This window comes from Thaumasiovibrio clandestinus (genome assembly GCF_047250365.1).
Classification (GTDB): Bacteria; Pseudomonadota; Gammaproteobacteria; order Enterobacterales; family Vibrionaceae; genus Thaumasiovibrio.
On the sequence record NZ_JBLBVL010000007.1, the window covers coordinates 193,150 to 213,459 of the forward strand.

Here is a 20,310-nt window from a genome sequence, read left to right on the forward strand (position 1 = left end):
CATGAAAAAAGTAAAAATTGCAGCAGGTCTAGCACACGTAGATTACGGCCACATCGCAGATGTAGTAAAAGAAGTTTCGGATGCTGGCGCGGATTACATTCACTGTGATGCGGCAGATATGCATGACCTTAAAAACCTACAGCTTATGGGGGGGCACCAAATCGTTGAAGGGATTCGTCCTTACACTGAAAAGCCAATTGAGGTTCACGCCTACTTTAAAGATTGTGACAAGCTCTTTATTGACAAAATCGCAGCCGCTGGCGCCGATATGTTAATTCTTCCTGCTGAGCATTTCATTGGTGCGCCTCTGTGTTACATCATCAAGTACTGTCAAAACCATGGAATGAAGTTTGGTTTGACGGTTGGCGCATTAACCCCGGTGTCATTTGTTAAAGAATCTATCTACTACCTAGATCGCTTACACATTGTTATCCACGGTATTACTGATGGCGATGACGAGTGGCTATGGCGTAAATCGGCTATCGCAATGATCCGTGAAGCACGCGAACTCATCAACGAGCGTAACCCTAATTGTGAACTATGTGTTGATGGTGGTATCCGTAACCACAACATCGAAGAGCTGCTTAATGAAGACATTGACGTGATGGTGGCATCAACCAATATCTTCGGTCACAAAGATGGTATCACAGCAGGCGTTCGAGACTTCCGTGCAGCGATCGACCAATTAGAAGACAAAACAGCCGTTGAAGCAGAAGAAGCAGAAGCGTAATCACTATTCGCTGATTGAATTCATCGATTTCAGCCGTGTTTAGAAATATCGGTGCCGGGCCTTCCCCTTATTTGTGCTCGGGCTTGGCACCTTTACCAAGGATTAAACCATGACACAGTTTCAACATTATCAACCGACCAAACTGACTTTTGGCGCAGGTGAGATTCAGAAAATTGGTCAGCTTGTTGCCCAGTACGGCAAGCGCTGCCTGATCGTATCTGAACCAATCTTTGATGCCGTTAAACCAGCATACGACCGTATTTTCTCTTTGTTAGGAGAGCAGGGTATTGAGATTACACATTTTGATGGTGTAGTGCCAAACCCACCAACAACGGTAGTAGAGCTCGGCCGTCAGGTCGCGATAGAGGCGAATTGTGATGTGGTGTTAGCGATAGGTGGTGGTTCATCTATTGATACTGCAAAAATTATTTCTGCAACAATCAGAGCCGAATCATTAGATTGGTCCCAATGGTTTGCCACTTACGATTCTCCATTTGGAGAGGTGAAAGCACTTCCAGCGCCTGTACTGCCTCTAATTGCTGTTCCGACAACATCGGGAACGGGATCACAGGTAACGCAAGCTGCCGTGATCACCGACTTGGAACAGCACGCTAAATTAACCTTATTTCATTCAGAATTCTTCCCTTGTGAAGCGCTGATCGATCCTGAGCTTATGCTGACTCTGCCACCGCATATGACTGCAATGACAGGATTTGATGCCTTTTCACATGCGTTTGAATCGTTTACGGGCACTCGCCTATCTCCGTTTGTCGATAGCATGGCGTTAGAAGCGATGAAACTTGTCGTCGAAAACCTGCCAAATGTGGTCGATAACGGCAGTGATCTCGAGGGTCGCTGCCAGTTAGCAAAAGCCGATACCCTAGGGGGAATCTCGCTTGCTAATGGTGGAGCGGGGGCACCGCATCCACTCGGTGAAATCTTAGGCAGTGTAAAAACAGACCTACCGCACGGCTTAACGTTGGCAGTGGTTTATCCAGCTTACGTACAACTGCAATGGCGAAAGCAGCCAGAGCGATTTGCACAAGTGGCGGAGCTTTTTGGTGCCGTGGGAAGTACTGAAGAAAAAGCGCAATCACTTGCTGCATTGCTTGTGACTTTCCTTGAGCGAATCGGTTTGGAATCGAACTTAACTCAAGTCGGTGTCACACAAGAAGACGTGCAGAAACTAGAGCCAGCTTTTTGTTTTGATTTGCCACTGACGAGCGGCGAAGAAATGAAAAAAGTGTTGAACGCTAGCTTAGCTTAGTGGGCTGCCGAAATCGAAGATGAATAATAAATAAAGAAAATGGAGACTGAACCATGGAAATCGAGATGAATACTCTGGGTCATACAGCGGTGAAATTGGAACGAGAGGAATTTACTGCCAGTAACCTTAGAGCATTGATTTTCGACTTTGATGGCCTTCTTGTCGATACCGAGACCTGTATGTACAACGCCTGGGAAGCTTTGTTGAAACCATACGGTGTTGAGGTATCGCCACTCCAGGTTGCTGGCCTAGTTGGGAGCTCAGTGCCAGCAACCGATCTCTATCGTTTATATAATGAAGCTTCAAATCAAACCTTGTCTGATTCAGAGATACGGAACCAAGTTATTGCCAAGGCTTACCGTCTCATTGAAAACATCACCGAGCGCGATAGTGTTCGTCAGTACCTAGATTTTGCTCGATCACGGTCACTTAAAATCGCACTCGCGACCAGCTCAGAGCGGGATCACTACCTACCGATATTGAACCGATTAAACCTCACACACTATTTTGACTGCTTTGTCGGTGCTGAAGACATTGCTCTAGATAGACGTAAACCTCAGCCAGACGTGTATTTCACTGCGCTCAAACAGTTAGGTGTTTCTGCCCATCAAGCCATCGCTTTTGAAGACTCCCCTCCTGGAGTTAAGGCGGCTCGAACGGCAGGAATACCAACGGTTGCCGTAACCAATTTACTCACCAGTCACCTCGATGTTTCGCTAGCTAACGTGGTACTGAATTCGATGGGTGAACAGACTTTGCCGCAGCTGATTAATCAACTTACCGAGATGAAATGATGAACAAATTAGAACAACTGAAAAAATACACAACCGTCGTCGCGGATACAGGCGACATTGATGCGATTGCTGCATTCCAACCACAAGATGCAACCACCAACCCATCACTGGTTTTGAAAGCGGCTGAGATGCCTCAGTATGATCGGTTGATTGAAGATGCTATCACTTGGGCGAAGGCTCAGAGTTCAAATAAAGCGCAACAGATCATCGATGCGGGTGACAAGTTGGCTGTGAATATTGGTCTTGAAATCTTAAAAACAGTCCCGGGTAGAATTTCGACAGAAGTCGATGCGCGCATGTCTTTTGACAAAGAAGCTAGCTTGGCTAAAGCGCGTAAATTAATGGCAATGTATAACGAGGCGGGCATCAGCAATGACCGTATCTTGATTAAACTTGCGTCTACTTGGGAAGGCGTTTGTGCAGCGAAGGAACTAGAAAAAGAGGGCATCAATTGCAACCTCACTCTTCTATTTAACTTTGCTCAGGCAAAAGCGTGTGCGGAAGCGGGTGTTTACCTTATCTCGCCATTTGTAGGTCGCATTCTTGATTGGTTTAAAGCCAATACAGACAAGAAAGAATACCTGCCTTCTGAAGACCCTGGTGTGGTGTCTGTTTCTGAAATCTACAACTACTACAAAGATCATGGCTACAACACCGTTGTCATGGGTGCCAGTTTCCGTAATGCCGATGAAGTTCTGGCACTCGCGGGTTGTGATCGATTAACCATTGGCCCTGCGATTCTAGACCAACTTGCCGCACAAGAAGGTGAGGTTGAATGTCAGCTTTTCTCTGCTCGTGATGCAACTCAAGAGGCACCAGAAACGATGACAGAAGCTGAGTTCCGTTGGGAGATGAACCAAGACCCTATGGCGACTGAGAAACTAGCGGAAGGTATTCGCAATTTTGCTGTCGACCAAGGCAAATTGGAAACCATGATCGAAGCGCGTCTGTAGGAGAAAAATGATGATTTCACGTTCTAAACTCGCGGATGCGATTCGCGTTATCAGTATGGATGCGGTGCAAAAAGCCGGGTCTGGACACCCAGGCGCACCCATGGGCATGGCGGACATTGCAGAAGTGCTTTGGCGCGATTTTCTAAAACATAATCCATCGAATCCAAATTGGGCCGATCGCGATCGTTTTATCTTGTCAAACGGTCACGGTTCGATGCTGATTTACAGCTTATTGCACCTTTCTGGGTATGAGCTGTCAATGGAAGACATTAAATCATTCCGACAACTGCACAGCAAAACTGCGGGTCACCCAGAGTACGGTTATGCACCTGGCATAGAGACTACAACTGGGCCATTAGGACAAGGTATTACCAATGGCGTTGGTATGGCATTGGCTGAAAAAGTGCTGGCTGAGCAATTCAACCGCGAAGGTCACGATATTGTCGACCACCACACCTATGTGTTCATGGGTGATGGCTGCATGATGGAAGGCATTTCTCATGAAGCGTGCTCACTGGCGGGTACGCTTGGTTTAGGCAAGCTGGTGGCATTTTGGGATGACAATGGTATCTCGATTGATGGGGAAGTGGACGGCTGGTTCTCTGATGACACGCCGAAGCGTTTTGAAGCGTACGGTTGGCATGTCATTGCTGATGTGGACGGACACTGCGCCGATGATATCCATAAGGCGATTGCAGAAGCGAAAGCGGTAACAGATAAACCGACATTAATTTGTTGCAAAACAGTGATTGGTTATGGCTCGCCAAACAAATCAGCCAGCCATGATTGCCATGGTGCTCCGTTAGGCACAGATGAAGTGGCGTTGGTTCGCGCTAATTTGGATTGGGAGCATCCTGAGTTTGAAATTCCGCAAGATATCTACCAAGCGTGGGATGCTAAAGAGCAAGGGCAAGCAGTCGAAGACAGCTGGAATGAGCGTTTTGCGGCATACCAACAAGCCCACCCAGAGCTTGCCAAGGAGTTTAGTCGTCGCAACCACAACGAATTACCAGAAAACTGGGAAGATTACAGCAACGATCTAATTCAAACACTGCAAGCAAACCCACAAACAATCGCGACGCGTAAAGCCTCACAAAATACCATTGAAGCATTTGGCCCGCTGCTGCCTGAGTTTTTGGGAGGCTCTGCGGACTTAACGCCATCGAACCTAACCAATTGGTCTGGCTCAAAAGCCATCAGTGCTGCGGATGCATCGGGTAACTACCTAAGCTACGGCGTACGTGAGTTTGCTATGTCAGCCATGATGAATGGCATTGCCTTACACGGCGGCTTTATTCCTTACGGTGGCACCTTCCTAATGTTTATGGAATATGCACGCAATGCGCTGCGTATGGCCGCACTGATGAAACAGCGCAGTATTTTTGTTTACACACATGACTCGATTGGGCTTGGCGAAGACGGGCCAACGCACCAACCGGTAGAGCAAATTGCATCACTGCGTTTGACACCAAACATGAGTACATGGCGCCCGTGTGACCAAGTAGAAACAGCGGTAGCCTGGAAATCGGCGGTAGAACGCTTTGATGGACCGACATCACTGATTTTCTCTCGTCAGAATCTCGTTCAATTTGAGCGTGATGAAGCCACGCTAGCGAACGTTGCTAAGGGCGGTTACATCCTGTCTGATTGCGACGGTGAGCCGGAACTGATTCTGATTGCAACGGGCTCTGAAGTCGCCCTTGCGATGGAAGCAAAAGCACAACTGACCAATGTGCGATGCCGTGTGGTATCCATGCCAGCAACAGATGTCTTCGACGCTCAAAGCCCTGAGTATCAAAACTCTGTGTTGCCTAGTCAAGTGACAGCTCGCGTTGCGATTGAGGCTGGAATTCGTGACTACTGGTTCAAATACGTTGGCTTGCAAGGTGACATCGTGGGCATGACAAGCTTTGGTGAGTCAGCACCTGCGGAGCAGCTGTTCGAAATGTTTGGTTTCACCGTCGACAACATTGTCGCGAAGTCAAAAGCAGTATTGGAGAAATAATATGGGCATGGCGCAACGTTTTATTGAAAACAAAAGCCAAGACTGCCTGCGTACTAAGGCTGCGAAAGTAGCCTTAGAGCAAGTGCTGAAAACGCTGACACCATCTAGCGTGATTGGCATCGGTACTGGCGCAACTGTTGAGGTTTTCATTCAGTTGCTAAAGAAAAGTGGTGCGGAGTTTTCGCATTGTGTTTCAAGCTCTGAACGTTCGAGTAAGGCGCTGTTAGCGGCAGGCTTACCAGAGATAACTATTTCTGAATGCGATCGTGTCGATGTTTATGTGGATGGCATTGATGAGGGGTTGAGTAACGGAATTACCGTTAAAGGTGGTGGTGCGGCACTAGCGCGTGAAAAGGTGCTGGCGACGATGGCCATAACCTTTATCACTATCGCCGATAGTGGCCGTCTGGTGACACAGCTGGGTAAGTTCCCATTGCCAGTCGAGGTATTACCTGCAGCACAAAAGGCAGTATTCAATGCATTGCAAAGTCTTGGTGGTCAACCTGTATTACGAGAAGGCTGCGTGACGGATAACGGTAATATCATCTTGGATGTAGCGAATCTAGATTGTTCAGAACCCAAAGCATTAGAGCAACGATTAAATGCCATTGCTGGTGTCGTGGAAAATGGCATCTTTGCACAAAGAAGTGCGGATTTTATGGCGTTTTCTGATACGAAAGGAACGTGCTGGTTATCGAAAGGGTAAGTACTATAAATCGGGCTTATGGCAAAAATGAGACCTATCTTACAAACTCAATTATAACCATACAAACAGCAATGAATTAGGAAAAAAGCATGACGGGTAGCAACTTTTTCAACCAATCACTGAGCTATCTTGATGGGCACCTTGAGGCGCTATTGAGTGATCTATCAGAATTGGTTGCTATCCCGTCCGTTCGCGATATCGCCACCAAAAAAGTGAATGCGCCGTTCGGTTTACCCATCAGAAATGCGTTTGATTACTTAATTGATTGGGCGAAGAGAGAAGGGTTTGAAGTTCGCGATCATCAAGGTTATGCATTGGATATTAGCTTTGGTGCAGGCGAGCAAGAAATTGGAATCTTGCATCATGTTGACGTTGTAGAGTCTGGTGACTTAAATGCCTGGAGAACGCCAGCGTTTGAAATGACACAGCAAGGTGATGATCTCTTTGGCCGAGGTGTCACAGATAACAAAGGGCCATTGATGGCCAGTCTATATATCCTCAAGATGTTTAAAGCGCTAGACGTAAAGCTCGATAAAAAAATACGAGTGATCATCGGCGGCGCAGAAGAGACAACTTGGGAATGTGTAGAGCATTATTTTAAGCATAATCCTCAGCCGGATTATGGTTTCTCTCCTGATGGCGACTTCCCAATCGTCAATGGAGAAAAAGGAATCCTATATGCGTCATTGCAAAAAGAGTTCGCAACTCTTAGTGACCTAGGAACGTGTCAGATAGTCAGTATTGAAAGTGAGCGTGACAGAACATCCACCTGCTATCAATTATCTGCTTATCTGGCGGGTGAAAAAGCACGTGAAGTTGCAGCAATATTTGAAACTTCAGCGAGAGTTACTCTAGCCTCTGCAGCAAAGAGTGATGACAACCAATATAAGGGGGTGTATTGCGTTGAGTTATCAACGCCGTGGGAGAAATCCCGCAACCCGCATAAGGTTGATAACTGTATGGATCAGTTTGTTCGCCACATGCGGCATGTTGAAGGGTTAGATGCTAATTCTCAAAGCCTGATAATGTTATTAGATGCATGGTTTGCAGATTCAACTGATGGCATGAAACTAGGTCTTGCTCACCAAGACGATGAAATGGGCACGACTACGTGTTGTGTCTCTTCTATCAACTTAGATCAACATGGCTACAATTTGGATTTTGATTTTCGGTTTCCTAAAGGCCTGTCTATCGATCAGACTCGTACCCAACTCCAATATTTATCCCAAAAATATGGAGTGAGATTGATTGAACAGCAGTACTTACCTCTATCTTACCTCTCACCCGAAAGTGATCTTATCCAAGCAATGGGAAAAGCGTATTCCGAAGTTACGAGAATGGACGCTCAATGCTTTAGCAAAGGCGCGGCTTCCTATGCGCGTGCGCTAAACAATGGTGTGGCATTCGGACCTACTTTTCCCGGTGATTTGACTTATGTTCATGAGCCCAACGAACGGCTTAGCCTTAAGTCATTAAAAAGAGCAATAACAATATACGTGAAAGTTCTCATATCACTTTAGGAGTAAATTATGAGGGATAAGGTTCAAGCACTTGCTGGGGGTATGATGGTATCTATCATCGTACTGGTTATCGCAGGGATATTTATTGGTGTTGGAGCTGGCGTTGTAAATCAAATGTCGGCTACTGATTCTGTTATTTGGGCATTCTTTAAACTGATGTTAGATCTTGGTTTGATGGTGATGCGCAATTTACCTCCTTTCTTCGCCATTGGCTTAGCATTCGCGCTGGCTAAGTCGGAAAAAGGCTGGGCGGCCTTTACGGGTTTCACTATGTTCATGTGTTTCAATGTCGCGATCGGATCGATTGCTGCATTTCACGGATGGACCCCTGATACCACAAGCGTGGCTTCATTAGTGAATGATGCCGGTTTTGAGAAAGTCGCGGCTCAAAACTTTAACTCACTTTGGGGCGAGTCACTGGGTGTTTTCGCCTACAACATGGGCATCTTCAGCGGTATTCTTGTTGGTTGTATTACCGCTTGGATCCACAACCGTTACTACAAGTTTGAAATGCCAGCACTGCTGAGCTTCTTCTCTGGCCCACGTGCTGTTGTTATCTTTGCCTATTTTGCTGTTATGCCTTTGGCGCTGTTCGTTTATTACGCTTGGCCTCCAATTGCTGGCGCTCTTCAGTCAATTACGACATTGATCACAAGCTCAGGCATCTTTGGTTCATTCTTGTTTGGCGTGTTTGATAAAGGTCTGTTGCCGTTCGGTCTGCACCACCTTATCGCTTTCCCTATCGAATACACCCGTGTTGGTGGTGTGATGGAGATTGATGGCGTGGTTTATGAAGGCGTACGTAACATCATGAATGGTCAAATGAGTTCACCAGATGCAACTGGCTACATTACCCATAACTTCACTAGTGGTCGAATCCCAATTCAAATTGGTGGCTTAACAGGTGCGGCGTACGCAATGTACGTTACTGCTAAAACAGCCAACCGTAAGAAAGTTGCAGCCATTATGGTACCTGCTGTATTTACGGCAGCCGTCATTGGTATCACTGAACCTCTAGAATACACTTTCTTGTTTGTTCAGCCATTCTTGTTCTTTGCTGTGCACGTGCCTCTAAATGGCTTAGCGTACGTTATTACAGAAATGATGGGTGTCTCGATACACGGTAATCAGCTGTTATTCATGGTGCCGAATCTGCTTCAACCTGAAAAAGTACATGCATGGGCATTGCTTTGGATTGTGCCTCTGTACTTCGTGATTTACTTCTACACCTTTAAGTTCTTTATCCTTAAGTTCGACTCAAAAACACCGGGTCGAGAAGAAGAGGATGGTGATATTGCACTTTACTCTAAGGATGATTTCAAAAAGAAGAAACAGCAAACGTCGAAAGGCCTGCCGGCTGAAATCATTGAAGCATTAGGCGGTACAGATAATATCGAGAACGTATCAAACTGTGCTACTCGGCTGCGAGTCTCATTGCATGATGAATCACTTACCGCCAGCGATAAAGTTTGGAAAGAAGACTTGAACGCAATTGGTGTAGTTAGGATGAACAAAGGTATTCAGGTGATATACGGAGCGAATGTTATTACGATAGCTTGCGGTATCAAAGAAGCCTTAGGTGTTGATTCCTAGCCGCGACACTTTCTTCGTAACACGATTGTTACGAGCTTTATAGTATCCCAATAACTCATGGTTTCTCCTGTGACATCACGTCACAGGAAGGGAGCCGTGTATCTGAAATATGGAAATTATAAAAATGAAAATGATGAAAAAGCATGCTGTAACCTTACTTGCCTTGTGTGTTTCTGGTGCCCTACACGCTAATGAAAACTCAACCAACACTGAGACGATTGCCGGCTGGCCAGATCGTAGTCCGATGGTATTTTGGGGAGATCGAGCCAATGAAGATTGGAGCTATGTGGATAACCTAGATGAAAGCCAAAAAAGTTTCTCTGAAAAACTGAAGCGTTTAGACATCAACGAAAGCGGTGATTGGAAAGTCTCATTGAGCGGTAATCTTAAAGCCTCACTAGATAACCGTTGGAATCATATGTACGACGGTGATAACCGTAAAAAGAACGAGTTACGTACTCGTATGCATTTTTCTGCCGATGTCACTTACCAAGACTGGATGCGCGTGTTTGGTGAGATTCGCACCAATTACACAAACCTTGATAGACCTGGCCCAGTGGATGACGCAGGGACCGACTTTCATCAACTGTTCACTGAGTTCAAATTGATTGATAATGGTGATCAGTATTTAAGTACACGTCTAGGTCGTCAAGAAATCTACTTAAATGAATGGCAGATGATGAACCGCGAACCAACCCCAGTGCAATCAAGTTGGAATGCTGCAACTGCTAAATACAGTGTGTCTGGCATCAATTTTGATGTTTACTACGGTGAAGAAGTGTTCCCATTGTATTCTGATGGCAGCTTTAGTGGTAACTGGGACGATAAAACAAACGGTAAGAAATCAACGGGTGTGTTCGCCAACTGGAGAACTGATTTTGGAGCAATGCAGGCTTATGTGATGAGTAATCAACTCACTAACGAAAGCTTTGTTAACGCGCCAGACGGTGACGTTGATATTCAAGTATTAGGTTTGCACGCTCACGACTTTGTTAGTGAAGGATTCGGTTACATGCTTGATGGTGTGTACCAGTTTGGTGACCATGCAGGTAAAGACATCTCCGCTTATATGGCGTACGCAGATTTGAACTATAACTGGAAATCGGATTGGAACTACCGTGTTGGCATGAACCTACACTATGCGTCTGGCTCAGATGCGGACAGCGATAAAGTTAACACCTTCAACCCGTTATGGACAGGTGATCCGCTAGGCTTTGCGCATGATGGCGCTTACGGTAACGCAATGCAAGTTGGTGGTTACTCAGTTATTGAATACGCACCTAAGCAGACGATTATTACTGGTTTCATGTCGACGTGGCGTGCGAATACGGATGATGCGATCTATACCCTTAACCAGGATGTGTTGTTTGGTGAAGATTCCGATGAAAAATACGCGTACACCCAGCTCTACCTACAGTTCCATAATTACATTACTGGCAACCTAAAAACAGAAGTGAACACTTACTATGCGCTATCTAGTGACTTCACGGATGATGTTGTCGGTTCTAATAGTAAAGATATTGCGCGTGTAGAGTTGGCTTTGATTTACAACTTCTAATCTGCGACACATTATTATATTCCGTCGATGAAAACAGTTATTCACTTCAATGGTCCTTTCACTGAGTGCTATGTGATTTATACTGTCGCATGACATTATCGTGCGCTTCCTTCTCTTACGCTACTCAGCGCAACTGAAGTTACCAACCAATGAGCCTCAAGGGAAACCTTAGAGGTTCATTTTCGTAATACCTCACTACCTAATCTCTAGAAATCGGTAACAAGAAATGTCCAATTATTAGCTAAGACTTTGATGGTTTGGCAGGTGTCACTGGATGATCAAACTCTTGCTCAATACTAAATCGTATTTTCCGCCCCAAGCTTTCTAAAATCGGTTAAACTGATTAAAAGTTAACCGGATTTTTGTTATGGCAAAATAAAAGTACGTTTTAACTGAAAAGCAAATTACTCAACGGATTAAAGAAGGCCGTGGTGGGGGAAGGCTTTCTGACTATAAGCCGTGGTTGTATGTTAATGAGGCTCCCTCACAAGGTCGCTCTTAGCAAGTCTACTCTTTGCCACCAGTCGGTTCGTGAGCAGATAAAAAATACTTTTGCTATTCCACGTAGTCAAATTGTGTTGGGTTATTTGGACAGGCGGGAAGAACCATTTTTAAGATGCACATACGCCGTTGGATGAAAAGCGAGGTCAATTGCTGACAATTCAATGCATTTGGCCAGTGTATATTCATCATGAAGTGAATTATCAACAAACTATTCTGCAAAGCACATTCGCCAAAAGTGTACGCTAATGTGCTCATTTAAAGCGATTTTAACGATATTACACGGTCATTTTTCTGCGCGAATACAAAGTTAATCTGGTTAAAAACAAAACAATCCTTTACATTAAACCAATAAAGAGCGATGATGGCGTCGCTCTGTAGTTCAGAGTTATTAAATGGAAAATAAAGTTCTTAAAGTTAAGCCCTCAGAATTCGCTAGTTGTTATCCTCAGAGTTTCCCTTCTTTAGCTTCATCATGCATTAAATAATTCAATGTCTCAGCGTGTTGCATTTTTAGCAACTAATTTAAATTTTTAAAAAGGGACAATCTATGTCTAATAAAACAACGGGTTCTGTAAAATGGTTTAACGAAGCTAAAGGTTTCGGATTTTTGACGCAAGACAATGGTGGTGCTGACGTGTTTGTTCACTTCAATGCTATTGTTTCAGAAGGCTTCAAGACGCTAATGGAAGGTCAAAAAGTCGCTTTCAATATAGAACAAGGGAAGAAAGGTCTTCACGCTGTGGATGTTACCACTTCTTAAGTAAATGATATTATAGGAGGTGATTACCGCCTTCTATACCCCCCCCAACAAAATAGATAATCAACTGATTTACCTCATAAAAAGATGCTGTCATTATGCTCTTGTTTTTAGTGGATTTTTTGGTTTTAACTATAAAATACTAAAATAAACGAGAAATTAAGTATGACGACATATAATATTAAATATATCAACGAAAATAATAATACATTAAGATTAGAAACTGTTTTTATGCGAGGCTTAAAAGGTGCAAAAATATCAGCATCATCTTGTGCTCCATTTTGTACCAGTAGAATTGAGCTTAGAGATATTATTGGAACACTCTTGGCACATAAAGAGCACGGTGTTTGGGTTAATGCAACAGGATCTTAGTGTCTAATTGGCACTCATTTATGAATACGTTGAACGTCTAAATCCGATATTATTAGCATGAGTGACTTAGTCGTCATGAGTAAATAGTTATTCATGACTTTCTAATTTGACAAAGTTGCTGAAACAGGGGAACACCCCGTAAAAAATAATTGGTTACGTGGTATTCAAATATCTACTGACTAAAGGTTGTTTTGCCTTGCATTAATAACATTAATGTTTTTCATTATCGGAAATTTCCTTAAGTCAGTTAGTGGTTATGATGGAGGAATTCGACGTTTGCTATTGATAATTAACGCTATACTTCACCTGAACAAAGTCGTTAGCAAAAGCGGTTGCTTGCGCTTGATCCAATTTGATGTCTTTAATGGTTTTACCAAAAAGCGGAATACCTTCACCTAATAGTACTGGTGCACGGGTAATGGTTATTTCATCAATTAATTCAAGGTTAATAAACGCTTGGATCGTCGCGCCGCCATCAATGTAGGCATGTCGATATCCTTCACTATCGAGTTTTGACACCAATGCTTGAAGATCGCCAGAGTACATCTCAACGTGATCTTTTACATTTTCTGGCGCTTGTTTAACGGTATTGCTTAGCACAATGATGCGTGTATCACCATACGGCCATTGGTCAGGCGTTAGATTCATACTTGAAATCATTTCCATGCATTTGCGGCCCATGATTAGGCAATCAACAGATGCCATATACTCTGCAAAGCCCATATCAGCCTGATCACCCATATCGACATCAGTGTTTCCTGCGGCTTCCAACCAATCAACGCTGCCATTTTCTCTGGCAATAAAACCATCTACACTGGTTGCGATATATACAGAACATTTCATACTTTCATCTCTTGTTGAGTTTTACCGAACTCACCATAGTCCTTCCCTTGGTTTTAAGTTCAGCATCGATTATAATTATTCTACACTGTAGAAATTAATATTAGTCTAGCGAGGGGAGATAATGTCTGTCAAGGAGAAAAAACGGGGCCGCCCAAAAGGGGCAGGTAGTCAACTCAGTGCTGAAATCATCATTGCTACGGCTAAAGCATTGATGAAAGAGGAAGGGAAAGTCCCTAGTATTCGAAAGTTAGCATCTTGTCTAAATGCTGATGCGATGGCGATTTACTACTACTTCGAGAACAAAAATAAATTATTGGAAGCCATCGTTACCTCACTGATTGAAGATATCTATGAACCCAATATGCGTGAAGACTGGAGGCAAGAACTCTACACACTGTGTATCAGCTATGTCTCTTTATTGAACGACCATTCCGGCTTATTGGAAACGCTACTCAGCATGAATGCTAAGAGTCCTGCTGGAGTATTTATTGAAAAGTTTCACGTTGTTATTGAGCCATTAAACCTAGACACAGTCACTGCCAAAAGTGCATTGGACCTGTTGGTTGATTATCTTCATGGGTTCGCTCTAGCGCTAAATTGCAATCATGGTCATTCAAAGCTTGATGTTGAAATGATAAAAGGCCCTCTTAATATGTACTGTATCGCTTTGGAAAACGCATAGACTGCTCTGTATGATGAGAATGAACGCGTTATTCATTACAGTAAAGATCTGGGTACAACGTGGCATCTATTAGATGTCTCTTATGCAGAGTTTAAATCTGTATGGACCGATGGTAGTGCACGCTTCCAAACGTGTTTCTTTGATAATTATCTACCTAGATAGTTATTGGCTATATGTGACGCGCCAACTCAGTCCACTACGACGGCTTCTTTTGTGCAATGTGGATAAACACCATGCCAATTAACCCTTGAATGGCGATAACGATCAAGAACAGGTGCATACTAATCTCGGCTAGGATAACCGCATTTCTTCCCTGACGCGCTATATTGGCAATAAATTCAGGCCATTGTGCCAGCAGCAATGCCGGAATTATCGCAAAGCTTAATGCTGCGCCTTTATACAACCAGTGGCGTGATTTCCATTGCTGAGCTGGCATTGTCTTGTAGCGACCAATTGTCCATAAAATAGCACTGAGTAAGACAACAAAGCTCTTCATGATAAACTCTCTTAAAATCAAATTATCTTAATTCGCATGAGACTATCATAACTAAAATTGATGTTAAGGAAAAGTTGATATGACGCGTGGCAATTCCATTATTGATAAATTGAGTAGAAAGCGCTAAAGCGCGGTATGACTGGCTTTGTCGATATTAATTTATTGGAATTGAAATATAAGTACTCATAATACATAGGTCTGTTAACGGGCTGCTTTAAGTATTTCCTGTGCTTGAGGGCTTTGGCTCAGCTGTCTTGCGCCCATAAACTCACAGCTTAATGTCGCAATGTGATTTGCAGTAGCTAGCGATTTTTCCACCTCTACACCTTTGCCGATTAGCATGGCTAAAATGCCAATAAATATATCTCCAGCACCAGTGGTATCAACAATATTGATTTCTTCTGTCGGTAATTGGCCATATGTATCGTTATATAGCCATGCGCAGCCTCGTTGCGCTAACGTCACTACCGCAGATCCTCCCACACGGCGTGTGGCCTTAGTTAACGCTTTGCGATGGTTGATATCGGATGTCATTGCCAGAAGAGAAGGGTGATTGAAAACGCAACAGTCAGCCAGTTCAAATAATTCAATTAAGGTATTGTCAAAAAAGCTAACGCGCAGAAATGAAGGAATACCGTGTTGTTTGGCGCGTTCAAATAGGACTTTAGCACCTTCTGGCCACGTTAAATCTGCAACGATAGCGGAGACATGGGTTAAATCGATATCAAACAATGACGAGGTATCTTTAGGCATGTTTGGATCGTTATAAATGTAGTTTTTTAACGATTGGTCATCTGAAAGAATAATCGTAGCGATAGAAGACTGTGCGTGGGGATAACACAAACAATGACTAATATTAACCCCATGAGCTTCAAGCTCTTTGGTGATTTGAGTGCCAACCATATCTTGGCCAATGCGGCCAATAAATTCGACACTTTCACCGGCATCTGCAATGGCCACTGCGGCGGTTGCTGCCACGCCACCACCATTGACACTGAAAGCCTGTGCATAGCATTTGGTCGCTGCCATTTGCGTAGCGCTGACTGAAAAGGTTTGGTCCCATGTAGCGTTGCCAATGCAAATAACTGTATTCAAAACAAATTCTTCTTTTAAGTTGTGGGGTGACGTTGGTTGTATTGTAACGGATACAGCAATGTTATTAAACTGATCATTTTAAGGTGGGCCCCCAATACAGGGGGCCCTAGCCAGTGCACCGAAGTGCTTTGCGCCTGGCTTATGCGCGGGGCTCGGTGACTCTGTCTTGTGGACAGAATTGATTAATTAATTTGATAGCGGCACAAGCGGCACCAAAACCGTTGTCGATATTAACCGTGGTTAAACCGGCAGCACAGCTTCCTAAACAGGCGTTAAGCGCTAGGTGTCCACCTTCACTTACTCCGTAACCGACTGATGTCGGAACTGCGATCATTGGGTTAGCTATCATGCCAGATAGTACGGTTGGAAGCGCCGCTTCCATTCCGGCAACTGCGATGATGATTTTCGCTTGTTTGATCTCATCTAACCGTTGCGTTAAGCGCCATAAGGCAGCGACACCGACATCTTCATAGCGAGTGCAATTAATGCCATGATAGTGGAGCGTCGTTTCAACTTCTCGACATACTGCCGCATCTGATGCACCACCAGAAACAATGGCCACGAGAGGTGCGCTATCGCCAATGTTGATGTCACCTAATACCGCCGTACGTCCTAGTGGATCGTACATTAAGCACTGCTGATTATCGGCGAGCAAATGATCAAACTTCTGTTGATCTAATCGAGTTAGCAACAGGCGACGATCTTCTTTTTTCGCCATTGCAATAATGGTATCAATTTGTGTGGCACTTTTGCCTTCACAAAATACCGCTTCTTCCACGCCGCATCGTTGGCGGCGTTCGAAGTCCATTGTTATATCAGTCATTAAGCTACTCTCACAAATGCGCTGCCTCGTTGATAAGGCGCGATATCTACTGGCAATGACAAACCTACGTCTTCTGCCATGGCTTTTGTGTCTGAGATAATACTGTCTATTAACGACTTGTGTAGAGAATTTAATTCTGTTTCGTCAATTTGCAGGACGAGTCGTTGGGCAAGTATGCGACAACGGACATTTTCTGCTGAAATTTGTTGGCGGACATTGGTTTCCACTCGGTTAATGAGATCTAACTGCTGTGGATGAATATACACTCCGGTTTCAACGCGACTGGCCAAGCAAGGTGATGCAGGCAGATCAGATATGTCGTCTAATCCGTAGTGTCTTGCGATAGCTCGAATCGTCTCTTTATCAATATTGGCTTCGACAAAAGGGTGACGAATCTGATTTTCTTTGGCGGCGATAAGGCCCGGACGATAGTCGCTCAAATCATCTAAATTGGTGCCAGAAACCACTTGACCAAATTGCAATGAATTCAAGGTCGTGTAAAGGCTAGATTTACAGTGATAACAACGATCGACAGGATTTTCACGGTAAGCGGTTTTTTCCATTTCACCAGCTTGAACGAGCTCTAACTGCCAGCCTTGCTTTTGCGCGTAGTTTTGAATTCGCTGTGTATCTGCAGACGGAACTGCAGAGGAGGTCGCATGAACCATTTTGGCATCTTGGCCCAATGTTATATGTGCAACATACGCGAGTGTCATGCTGTCGACACCACCACTGACGGCCACAGTCACCTTCTTTAGTTCACGCAGAACATGTTGTAGGGCGTGAATTGTATTAGTGATGTTCATGGTGAGCTACCTCTGCTTGTTGTTCAATGTCGCGTTTTAACTGGGTACGTTGCTGGTAATTCAGTGCATTGCTTTGTAAGTGATCGGCTTCTAACTTACTGGTAATGCTGCCGTCAGGTCGGGTGACGGTTTTTACATCAAACACGTCTTTATTCAGGGTGATTTGATGGTGTAAACGCGGCAAGCTGACGCGATCTGAATGCCAAAATCGAACCCCTAAGGTTGATGTTTGGTTCAAAATGGCGTTAATAGTGCTATCTAGATGTGCGGGTTGGCACAGGACGGTCCACGTATTAATAAAGCGGTTTTTCTTTCCGTGGGCAACGCTTTCGGTGATCTCTAATACGCCATGTTGCTGGCGGAGACTTTCACGCGCGGATGCCAGCATTTCGCCGCTCATATCATCAATATCACACTGTAAGATGGCAATTTTTTCGCGGACAAAAGGCTGTGAGTTCTCTAGTACACACACTCTAACGACGTTAGCGCGTTTGGCGAGTTTTTTGGTGCCAAAGCCATAGCCAACGGATTTAAATCGACCCATAGAGATGGAATGACTAGGCGATAGCCACGCTAAAATGGCAGCGCCTGTTGGCGTAATGCGTTCGCCTTTTTCCCCATCATCGATAAACTCGAAGCCCTCTAGTAAGTTTAATGTCGCGGGGGCAGGAACAGGGATATTGCCATGGGCACAATTAACTGTACCGCCTCCCCAAGGTAGCGATGAAACGGACCATGAGTTTGCTTGACTATGATGGATAAGCCAACCTGCTGAAATGATATCGACAATACAATCCCAAGCACCAACCTCATGGAATTGAACATTTTCAATGTCCATATTGTGAACTTTTGCTTCAGCTGCTGCTAAGAGAGAAAAGATACCAATGGCATGCTCTTTAACGGCCTCTTCTAACGGACTGTCAGTAATGAACTGACGAATCTCTTGCCAGTTATTGTGGTGGTGATGTCCGTGATCATGGTGATGTTCGTGATCATGGTGATGTTCGTGATCATGGTGATGTCCGTGATCATGGTGATGTTCGTGGTCATGATGATGACCGTGATGATCGTCAAGCAGCTCTACATTAAATCGTTTACCATTCAGTCCTTTGTCTTCACCATGTGATAATGTGACGCCGACTTTATTGGATAGATTTAGAGCGTTGATCATCTCTAATAAGGGTTGTTCTAAGTGCGGATGTGCATCTAGCATTGCAGCAGAAAACATGTCGCCCGCAATACCGCCAGTTAGATCTAGATGAATATGCATTTTTGCCCCACGCGTTGTCATCAGATGTTGAAAAAGGCCACCGCCGAAGCGGTGGCAAACCTCAGGAAAGGTATTTATTACTCTTTACTACCTAAGTGCATTGCCGCACGGGTAAAGGCTTGCGGTAAAGCAAGGATATTCGGGTTTTCACCGGTGTAACGAACAGCATCAGCCAGTGCTTCTTCGAATGTTGCACGGGTTTTCATGCCCATTTGACGCGCCAGTCCAGGCTCTTGAGCACCAACGATATACACGGCTTTGGTGTTCATTTCTGCAATGTGACCACACGAGGTCATTGAGAAACCGTGGAATGGGTGATAGCCATAGTTGAAACGATACTGTTTAATCATCTCTTCATCGCGAGCGATATATTCGATGTGCTTATTAATATCAACCAAGGTGTTACAGTAATCAGTTTGGAATAGCTCAAACAGTTTACGGTAAGACGGGAACTCTTCGTCGTGGAAGTAACCGTTACATAGCGAAGAACAGATAACAACACAGTTGTCTGACATAACACGCTTATGGCGAATAATTTGCGCACCAATCGCTTGCATCATCAGTACTGGGTTGGTGCCATGGCCATTTCCATAGTGGAAGTTTTGAGGCATGCCGAACACCATAATGTCGTACTTCTTCTCAGCCCAGTTTGCATAGGTACGCTTGTCGGCATCAGCGAAACATAGCGGTTGAATATCTTCACATCCGCCAGTGTAAACAGACAGTTGCTTAGAGAAGGTATTCAGTACAGCGTCACAGGTAAAGAATTTCTTACCCATGCATTTTTCCATGTGCTTACCAATTTGGTCGAACTTCTGACGCATCAAGCTCTTGCTTGATACTGGCGTGAAGTCTTCACGGTGCATAACACGTGGAATGTGGTGTGAAGCAATACATTCCCAGTTAGTGATGCCCGTTGCACAGTGCTTGTAGCCGCCAGAGTAACCGCCGTATGGGTTACCTAAGGTGTGGCCGATCATAACCGCAAGGTCAGCTTCAAATACCGTTTTGTTCATAACGACTTTGTCGCCATGCTCATTGCGGCCTAGGTCAACAAGGTTGTCCCAGTCTTCACTGTCGTGGTTAACGATTTGGCCTTCCCAGAAGAACGCGTTAAATACTTCATCACCAAGAATTTCACGTAGCTCTTTCTCAGTGTTTTTACGGTGTAGGCCATTACTACAGATTAGGGTAATGTCTTTCTTTTCAACACCAGCTTTACGACACTCTTCCAAAATGATTGGAATTGAAATACGACGGTGTGCGGTGTCGTGACAACCCCCTTTTACACGGTCTGGAAAAACAATTGCAACTTTAGAGCCTTGTTTTACTTGTTCGCTGATTGGTGGCATGCCGATTGGGTTAAGAATCGATTCACGCGTTGCAGCAATAGGGTCGACGAGTGCTTCAGGATCTTTAACGGTTTCGCCTGGAATAAATACATCTGCTGATTCAGGCAGCTGTGCTGCCATAAAGCCTGGACCATATTCAAATTGAACTGTTTTCATGGTTGCCCCTTAAAAAATTAGTTTACTT

19 protein-coding genes are annotated in these 20,310 nt (G+C 44.4%); 12 read left to right on the forward strand and 7 right to left on the reverse strand.

The genetic code is table 11. The features are described from left to right. The first annotated feature begins 1 nt into the window (after position 1). The 11 genes from ACKLNH_RS12165 (at position 2) to ACKLNH_RS12215 (ending at position 12,759) form a co-directional block, all read left to right on the forward strand. Complete coding sequence (locus ACKLNH_RS12165) at positions 2 to 730, forward strand: ribulose-phosphate 3-epimerase (protein WP_413112522.1); 729 nt, start codon at positions 2 to 4, stop codon at positions 728 to 730. Positions 731 to 839: 109 nt separating this feature from the next. After that, the gene (locus tag ACKLNH_RS12170) at positions 840 to 1,997 is read left to right on the forward strand and encodes an iron-containing alcohol dehydrogenase (protein WP_413112523.1); all 1,158 of its coding nucleotides are present in this window, start codon (positions 840 to 842) and stop codon (positions 1,995 to 1,997) included. Between the two features lie 53 nt (positions 1,998 to 2,050). Beyond that, a complete protein-coding gene (locus tag ACKLNH_RS12175; protein ID WP_413112524.1) occupies positions 2,051 to 2,791 on the forward strand; it encodes an HAD family hydrolase in 741 nt (246 codons plus the stop codon). Beyond that, positions 2,788 to 3,744 carry a transaldolase gene (tal, locus tag ACKLNH_RS12180; RefSeq protein WP_413112525.1) on the forward strand — a complete coding sequence of 319 codons (957 nt, stop codon included), beginning with the start codon at positions 2,788 to 2,790 and terminating at the stop codon, positions 3,742 to 3,744. The genes ACKLNH_RS12175 and tal overlap by 4 nt, the downstream gene beginning before the upstream one ends. Positions 3,745 to 3,754: 10 nt before the next feature. Continuing rightward, positions 3,755 to 5,749, forward strand: coding sequence for a transketolase (gene tkt, locus ACKLNH_RS12185; RefSeq protein ID WP_413112586.1), 1,995 nt, complete (start codon positions 3,755 to 3,757; stop codon positions 5,747 to 5,749). A 1-nt stretch (position 5,750) separates the two neighbouring features. After that, positions 5,751 to 6,455, forward strand: coding sequence for a ribose-5-phosphate isomerase RpiA (gene rpiA / locus ACKLNH_RS12190; RefSeq protein WP_413112526.1), 705 nt, complete (start codon positions 5,751 to 5,753; stop codon positions 6,453 to 6,455). An 89-nt stretch (positions 6,456 to 6,544) separates the two neighbouring features. Beyond that, positions 6,545 to 7,975: a Sapep family Mn(2+)-dependent dipeptidase gene (locus ACKLNH_RS12195; protein WP_413112527.1), complete on the forward strand. Its 1,431-nt coding sequence runs from the start codon at positions 6,545 to 6,547 to the stop codon at positions 7,973 to 7,975. Between the two features lie 9 nt (positions 7,976 to 7,984). Then, positions 7,985 to 9,568: a PTS transporter subunit EIIC gene (locus ACKLNH_RS12200; protein WP_413112528.1), complete on the forward strand. Its 1,584-nt coding sequence runs from the start codon at positions 7,985 to 7,987 to the stop codon at positions 9,566 to 9,568. Between the two features lie 109 nt (positions 9,569 to 9,677). Beyond that, entirely contained in the window at positions 9,678 to 11,126 is a 1,449-nt protein-coding gene (locus ACKLNH_RS12205) for an alginate export family protein (RefSeq protein ID WP_413112529.1), read from the forward strand. A 1,051-nt stretch (positions 11,127 to 12,177) separates the two neighbouring features. Next, positions 12,178 to 12,390, forward strand: coding sequence for a cold-shock protein (locus ACKLNH_RS12210; RefSeq protein ID WP_413112530.1), 213 nt, complete (start codon positions 12,178 to 12,180; stop codon positions 12,388 to 12,390). A gap of 162 nt (positions 12,391 to 12,552) precedes the next feature. Next, positions 12,553 to 12,759: a hypothetical protein gene (locus ACKLNH_RS12215; protein ID WP_413112531.1), complete on the forward strand. Its 207-nt coding sequence runs from the start codon at positions 12,553 to 12,555 to the stop codon at positions 12,757 to 12,759. A gap of 279 nt (positions 12,760 to 13,038) precedes the next feature. Here the strand turns inward: ACKLNH_RS12215 and ACKLNH_RS12220 are convergent, their stop codons facing one another. Beyond that, positions 13,039 to 13,602 (reverse strand): dihydrofolate reductase family protein, encoded by a 564-nt coding sequence (locus ACKLNH_RS12220; protein WP_413112532.1) that lies wholly within the window; start codon positions 13,600 to 13,602, stop codon positions 13,039 to 13,041. A 121-nt stretch (positions 13,603 to 13,723) separates the two neighbouring features. On the opposite strand from ACKLNH_RS12220, the gene ACKLNH_RS12225 reads away from it, so the two are divergent. Beyond that, on the forward strand, positions 13,724 to 14,284 hold the full coding sequence (locus tag ACKLNH_RS12225; protein WP_413112533.1) for a TetR/AcrR family transcriptional regulator: 561 nt from the start codon (positions 13,724 to 13,726) through the stop codon (positions 14,282 to 14,284). Positions 14,285 to 14,480: 196 nt separating this feature from the next. Here the strand turns inward: ACKLNH_RS12225 and ACKLNH_RS12230 are convergent, their stop codons facing one another. The 6 genes from ACKLNH_RS12230 to ACKLNH_RS12255 all read right to left on the reverse strand — a co-directional run bounded on the left by ACKLNH_RS12230 (position 14,481) and on the right by ACKLNH_RS12255 (position 20,282). Then, a complete protein-coding gene (locus ACKLNH_RS12230; protein WP_413112534.1) occupies positions 14,481 to 14,780 on the reverse strand; it encodes a hypothetical protein in 300 nt (99 codons plus the stop codon). Between the two features lie 201 nt (positions 14,781 to 14,981). After that, positions 14,982 to 15,875 carry a PfkB family carbohydrate kinase gene (locus ACKLNH_RS12235; protein ID WP_413112535.1) on the reverse strand — a complete coding sequence of 298 codons (894 nt, stop codon included), beginning with the start codon at positions 15,873 to 15,875 and terminating at the stop codon, positions 14,982 to 14,984. Positions 15,876 to 16,014: 139 nt separating this feature from the next. Next, the gene (larB, locus tag ACKLNH_RS12240; protein ID WP_413112536.1) at positions 16,015 to 16,698 is read right to left on the reverse strand and encodes a nickel pincer cofactor biosynthesis protein LarB; all 684 of its coding nucleotides are present in this window, start codon (positions 16,696 to 16,698) and stop codon (positions 16,015 to 16,017) included. Continuing rightward, the gene (larE, locus tag ACKLNH_RS12245; protein ID WP_413112537.1) at positions 16,698 to 17,504 is read right to left on the reverse strand and encodes an ATP-dependent sacrificial sulfur transferase LarE; all 807 of its coding nucleotides are present in this window, start codon (positions 17,502 to 17,504) and stop codon (positions 16,698 to 16,700) included. The genes larB and larE overlap by 1 nt, the downstream gene beginning before the upstream one ends. Continuing rightward, entirely contained in the window at positions 17,491 to 18,774 is a 1,284-nt protein-coding gene (gene larC / locus ACKLNH_RS12250; protein ID WP_413112538.1) for a nickel pincer cofactor biosynthesis protein LarC, read from the reverse strand. Before larC ends, larE begins: the two co-directional genes overlap by 14 nt. A 77-nt stretch (positions 18,775 to 18,851) precedes the next feature. Next, complete coding sequence (locus ACKLNH_RS12255; protein ID WP_413112539.1) at positions 18,852 to 20,282, reverse strand: lactate racemase domain-containing protein; 1,431 nt, start codon at positions 20,280 to 20,282, stop codon at positions 18,852 to 18,854. Positions 20,283 to 20,310: the final 28 nt, after the last annotated feature.

Coding starts and splice junctions, on each gene's coding strand:
- ACKLNH_RS12165 (WP_413112522.1), top strand. CDS start 2: ATGAAAAAAGTAAAAATTGCAGCAGGTCTAGCACACGTAGATTACGGC.
- ACKLNH_RS12170 (WP_413112523.1), top strand. CDS start 840: ATGACACAGTTTCAACATTATCAACCGACCAAACTGACTTTTGGCGCA.
- ACKLNH_RS12175 (WP_413112524.1), top strand. CDS start 2,051: ATGGAAATCGAGATGAATACTCTGGGTCATACAGCGGTGAAATTGGAA.
- tal (WP_413112525.1), top strand. CDS start 2,788: ATGATGAACAAATTAGAACAACTGAAAAAATACACAACCGTCGTCGCG.
- tkt (WP_413112586.1), top strand. CDS start 3,755: ATGATTTCACGTTCTAAACTCGCGGATGCGATTCGCGTTATCAGTATG.
- rpiA (WP_413112526.1), top strand. CDS start 5,751: ATGGGCATGGCGCAACGTTTTATTGAAAACAAAAGCCAAGACTGCCTG.
- ACKLNH_RS12195 (WP_413112527.1), top strand. CDS start 6,545: ATGACGGGTAGCAACTTTTTCAACCAATCACTGAGCTATCTTGATGGG.
- ACKLNH_RS12200 (WP_413112528.1), top strand. CDS start 7,985: ATGAGGGATAAGGTTCAAGCACTTGCTGGGGGTATGATGGTATCTATC.
- ACKLNH_RS12205 (WP_413112529.1), top strand. CDS start 9,678: ATGGAAATTATAAAAATGAAAATGATGAAAAAGCATGCTGTAACCTTA.
- ACKLNH_RS12210 (WP_413112530.1), top strand. CDS start 12,178: ATGTCTAATAAAACAACGGGTTCTGTAAAATGGTTTAACGAAGCTAAA.
- ACKLNH_RS12215 (WP_413112531.1), top strand. CDS start 12,553: ATGACGACATATAATATTAAATATATCAACGAAAATAATAATACATTA.
- ACKLNH_RS12220 (WP_413112532.1), bottom strand. CDS start 13,602: ATGAAATGTTCTGTATATATCGCAACCAGTGTAGATGGTTTTATTGCC.
- ACKLNH_RS12225 (WP_413112533.1), top strand. CDS start 13,724: ATGTCTGTCAAGGAGAAAAAACGGGGCCGCCCAAAAGGGGCAGGTAGT.
- ACKLNH_RS12230 (WP_413112534.1), bottom strand. CDS start 14,780: ATGAAGAGCTTTGTTGTCTTACTCAGTGCTATTTTATGGACAATTGGT.
- larB (WP_413112536.1), bottom strand. CDS start 16,698: ATGACTGATATAACAATGGACTTCGAACGCCGCCAACGATGCGGCGTG.
- larE (WP_413112537.1), bottom strand. CDS start 17,504: ATGAACATCACTAATACAATTCACGCCCTACAACATGTTCTGCGTGAA.
- larC (WP_413112538.1), bottom strand. CDS start 18,774: ATGCATATTCATCTAGATCTAACTGGCGGTATTGCGGGCGACATGTTT.
- ACKLNH_RS12255 (WP_413112539.1), bottom strand. CDS start 20,282: ATGAAAACAGTTCAATTTGAATATGGTCCAGGCTTTATGGCAGCACAG.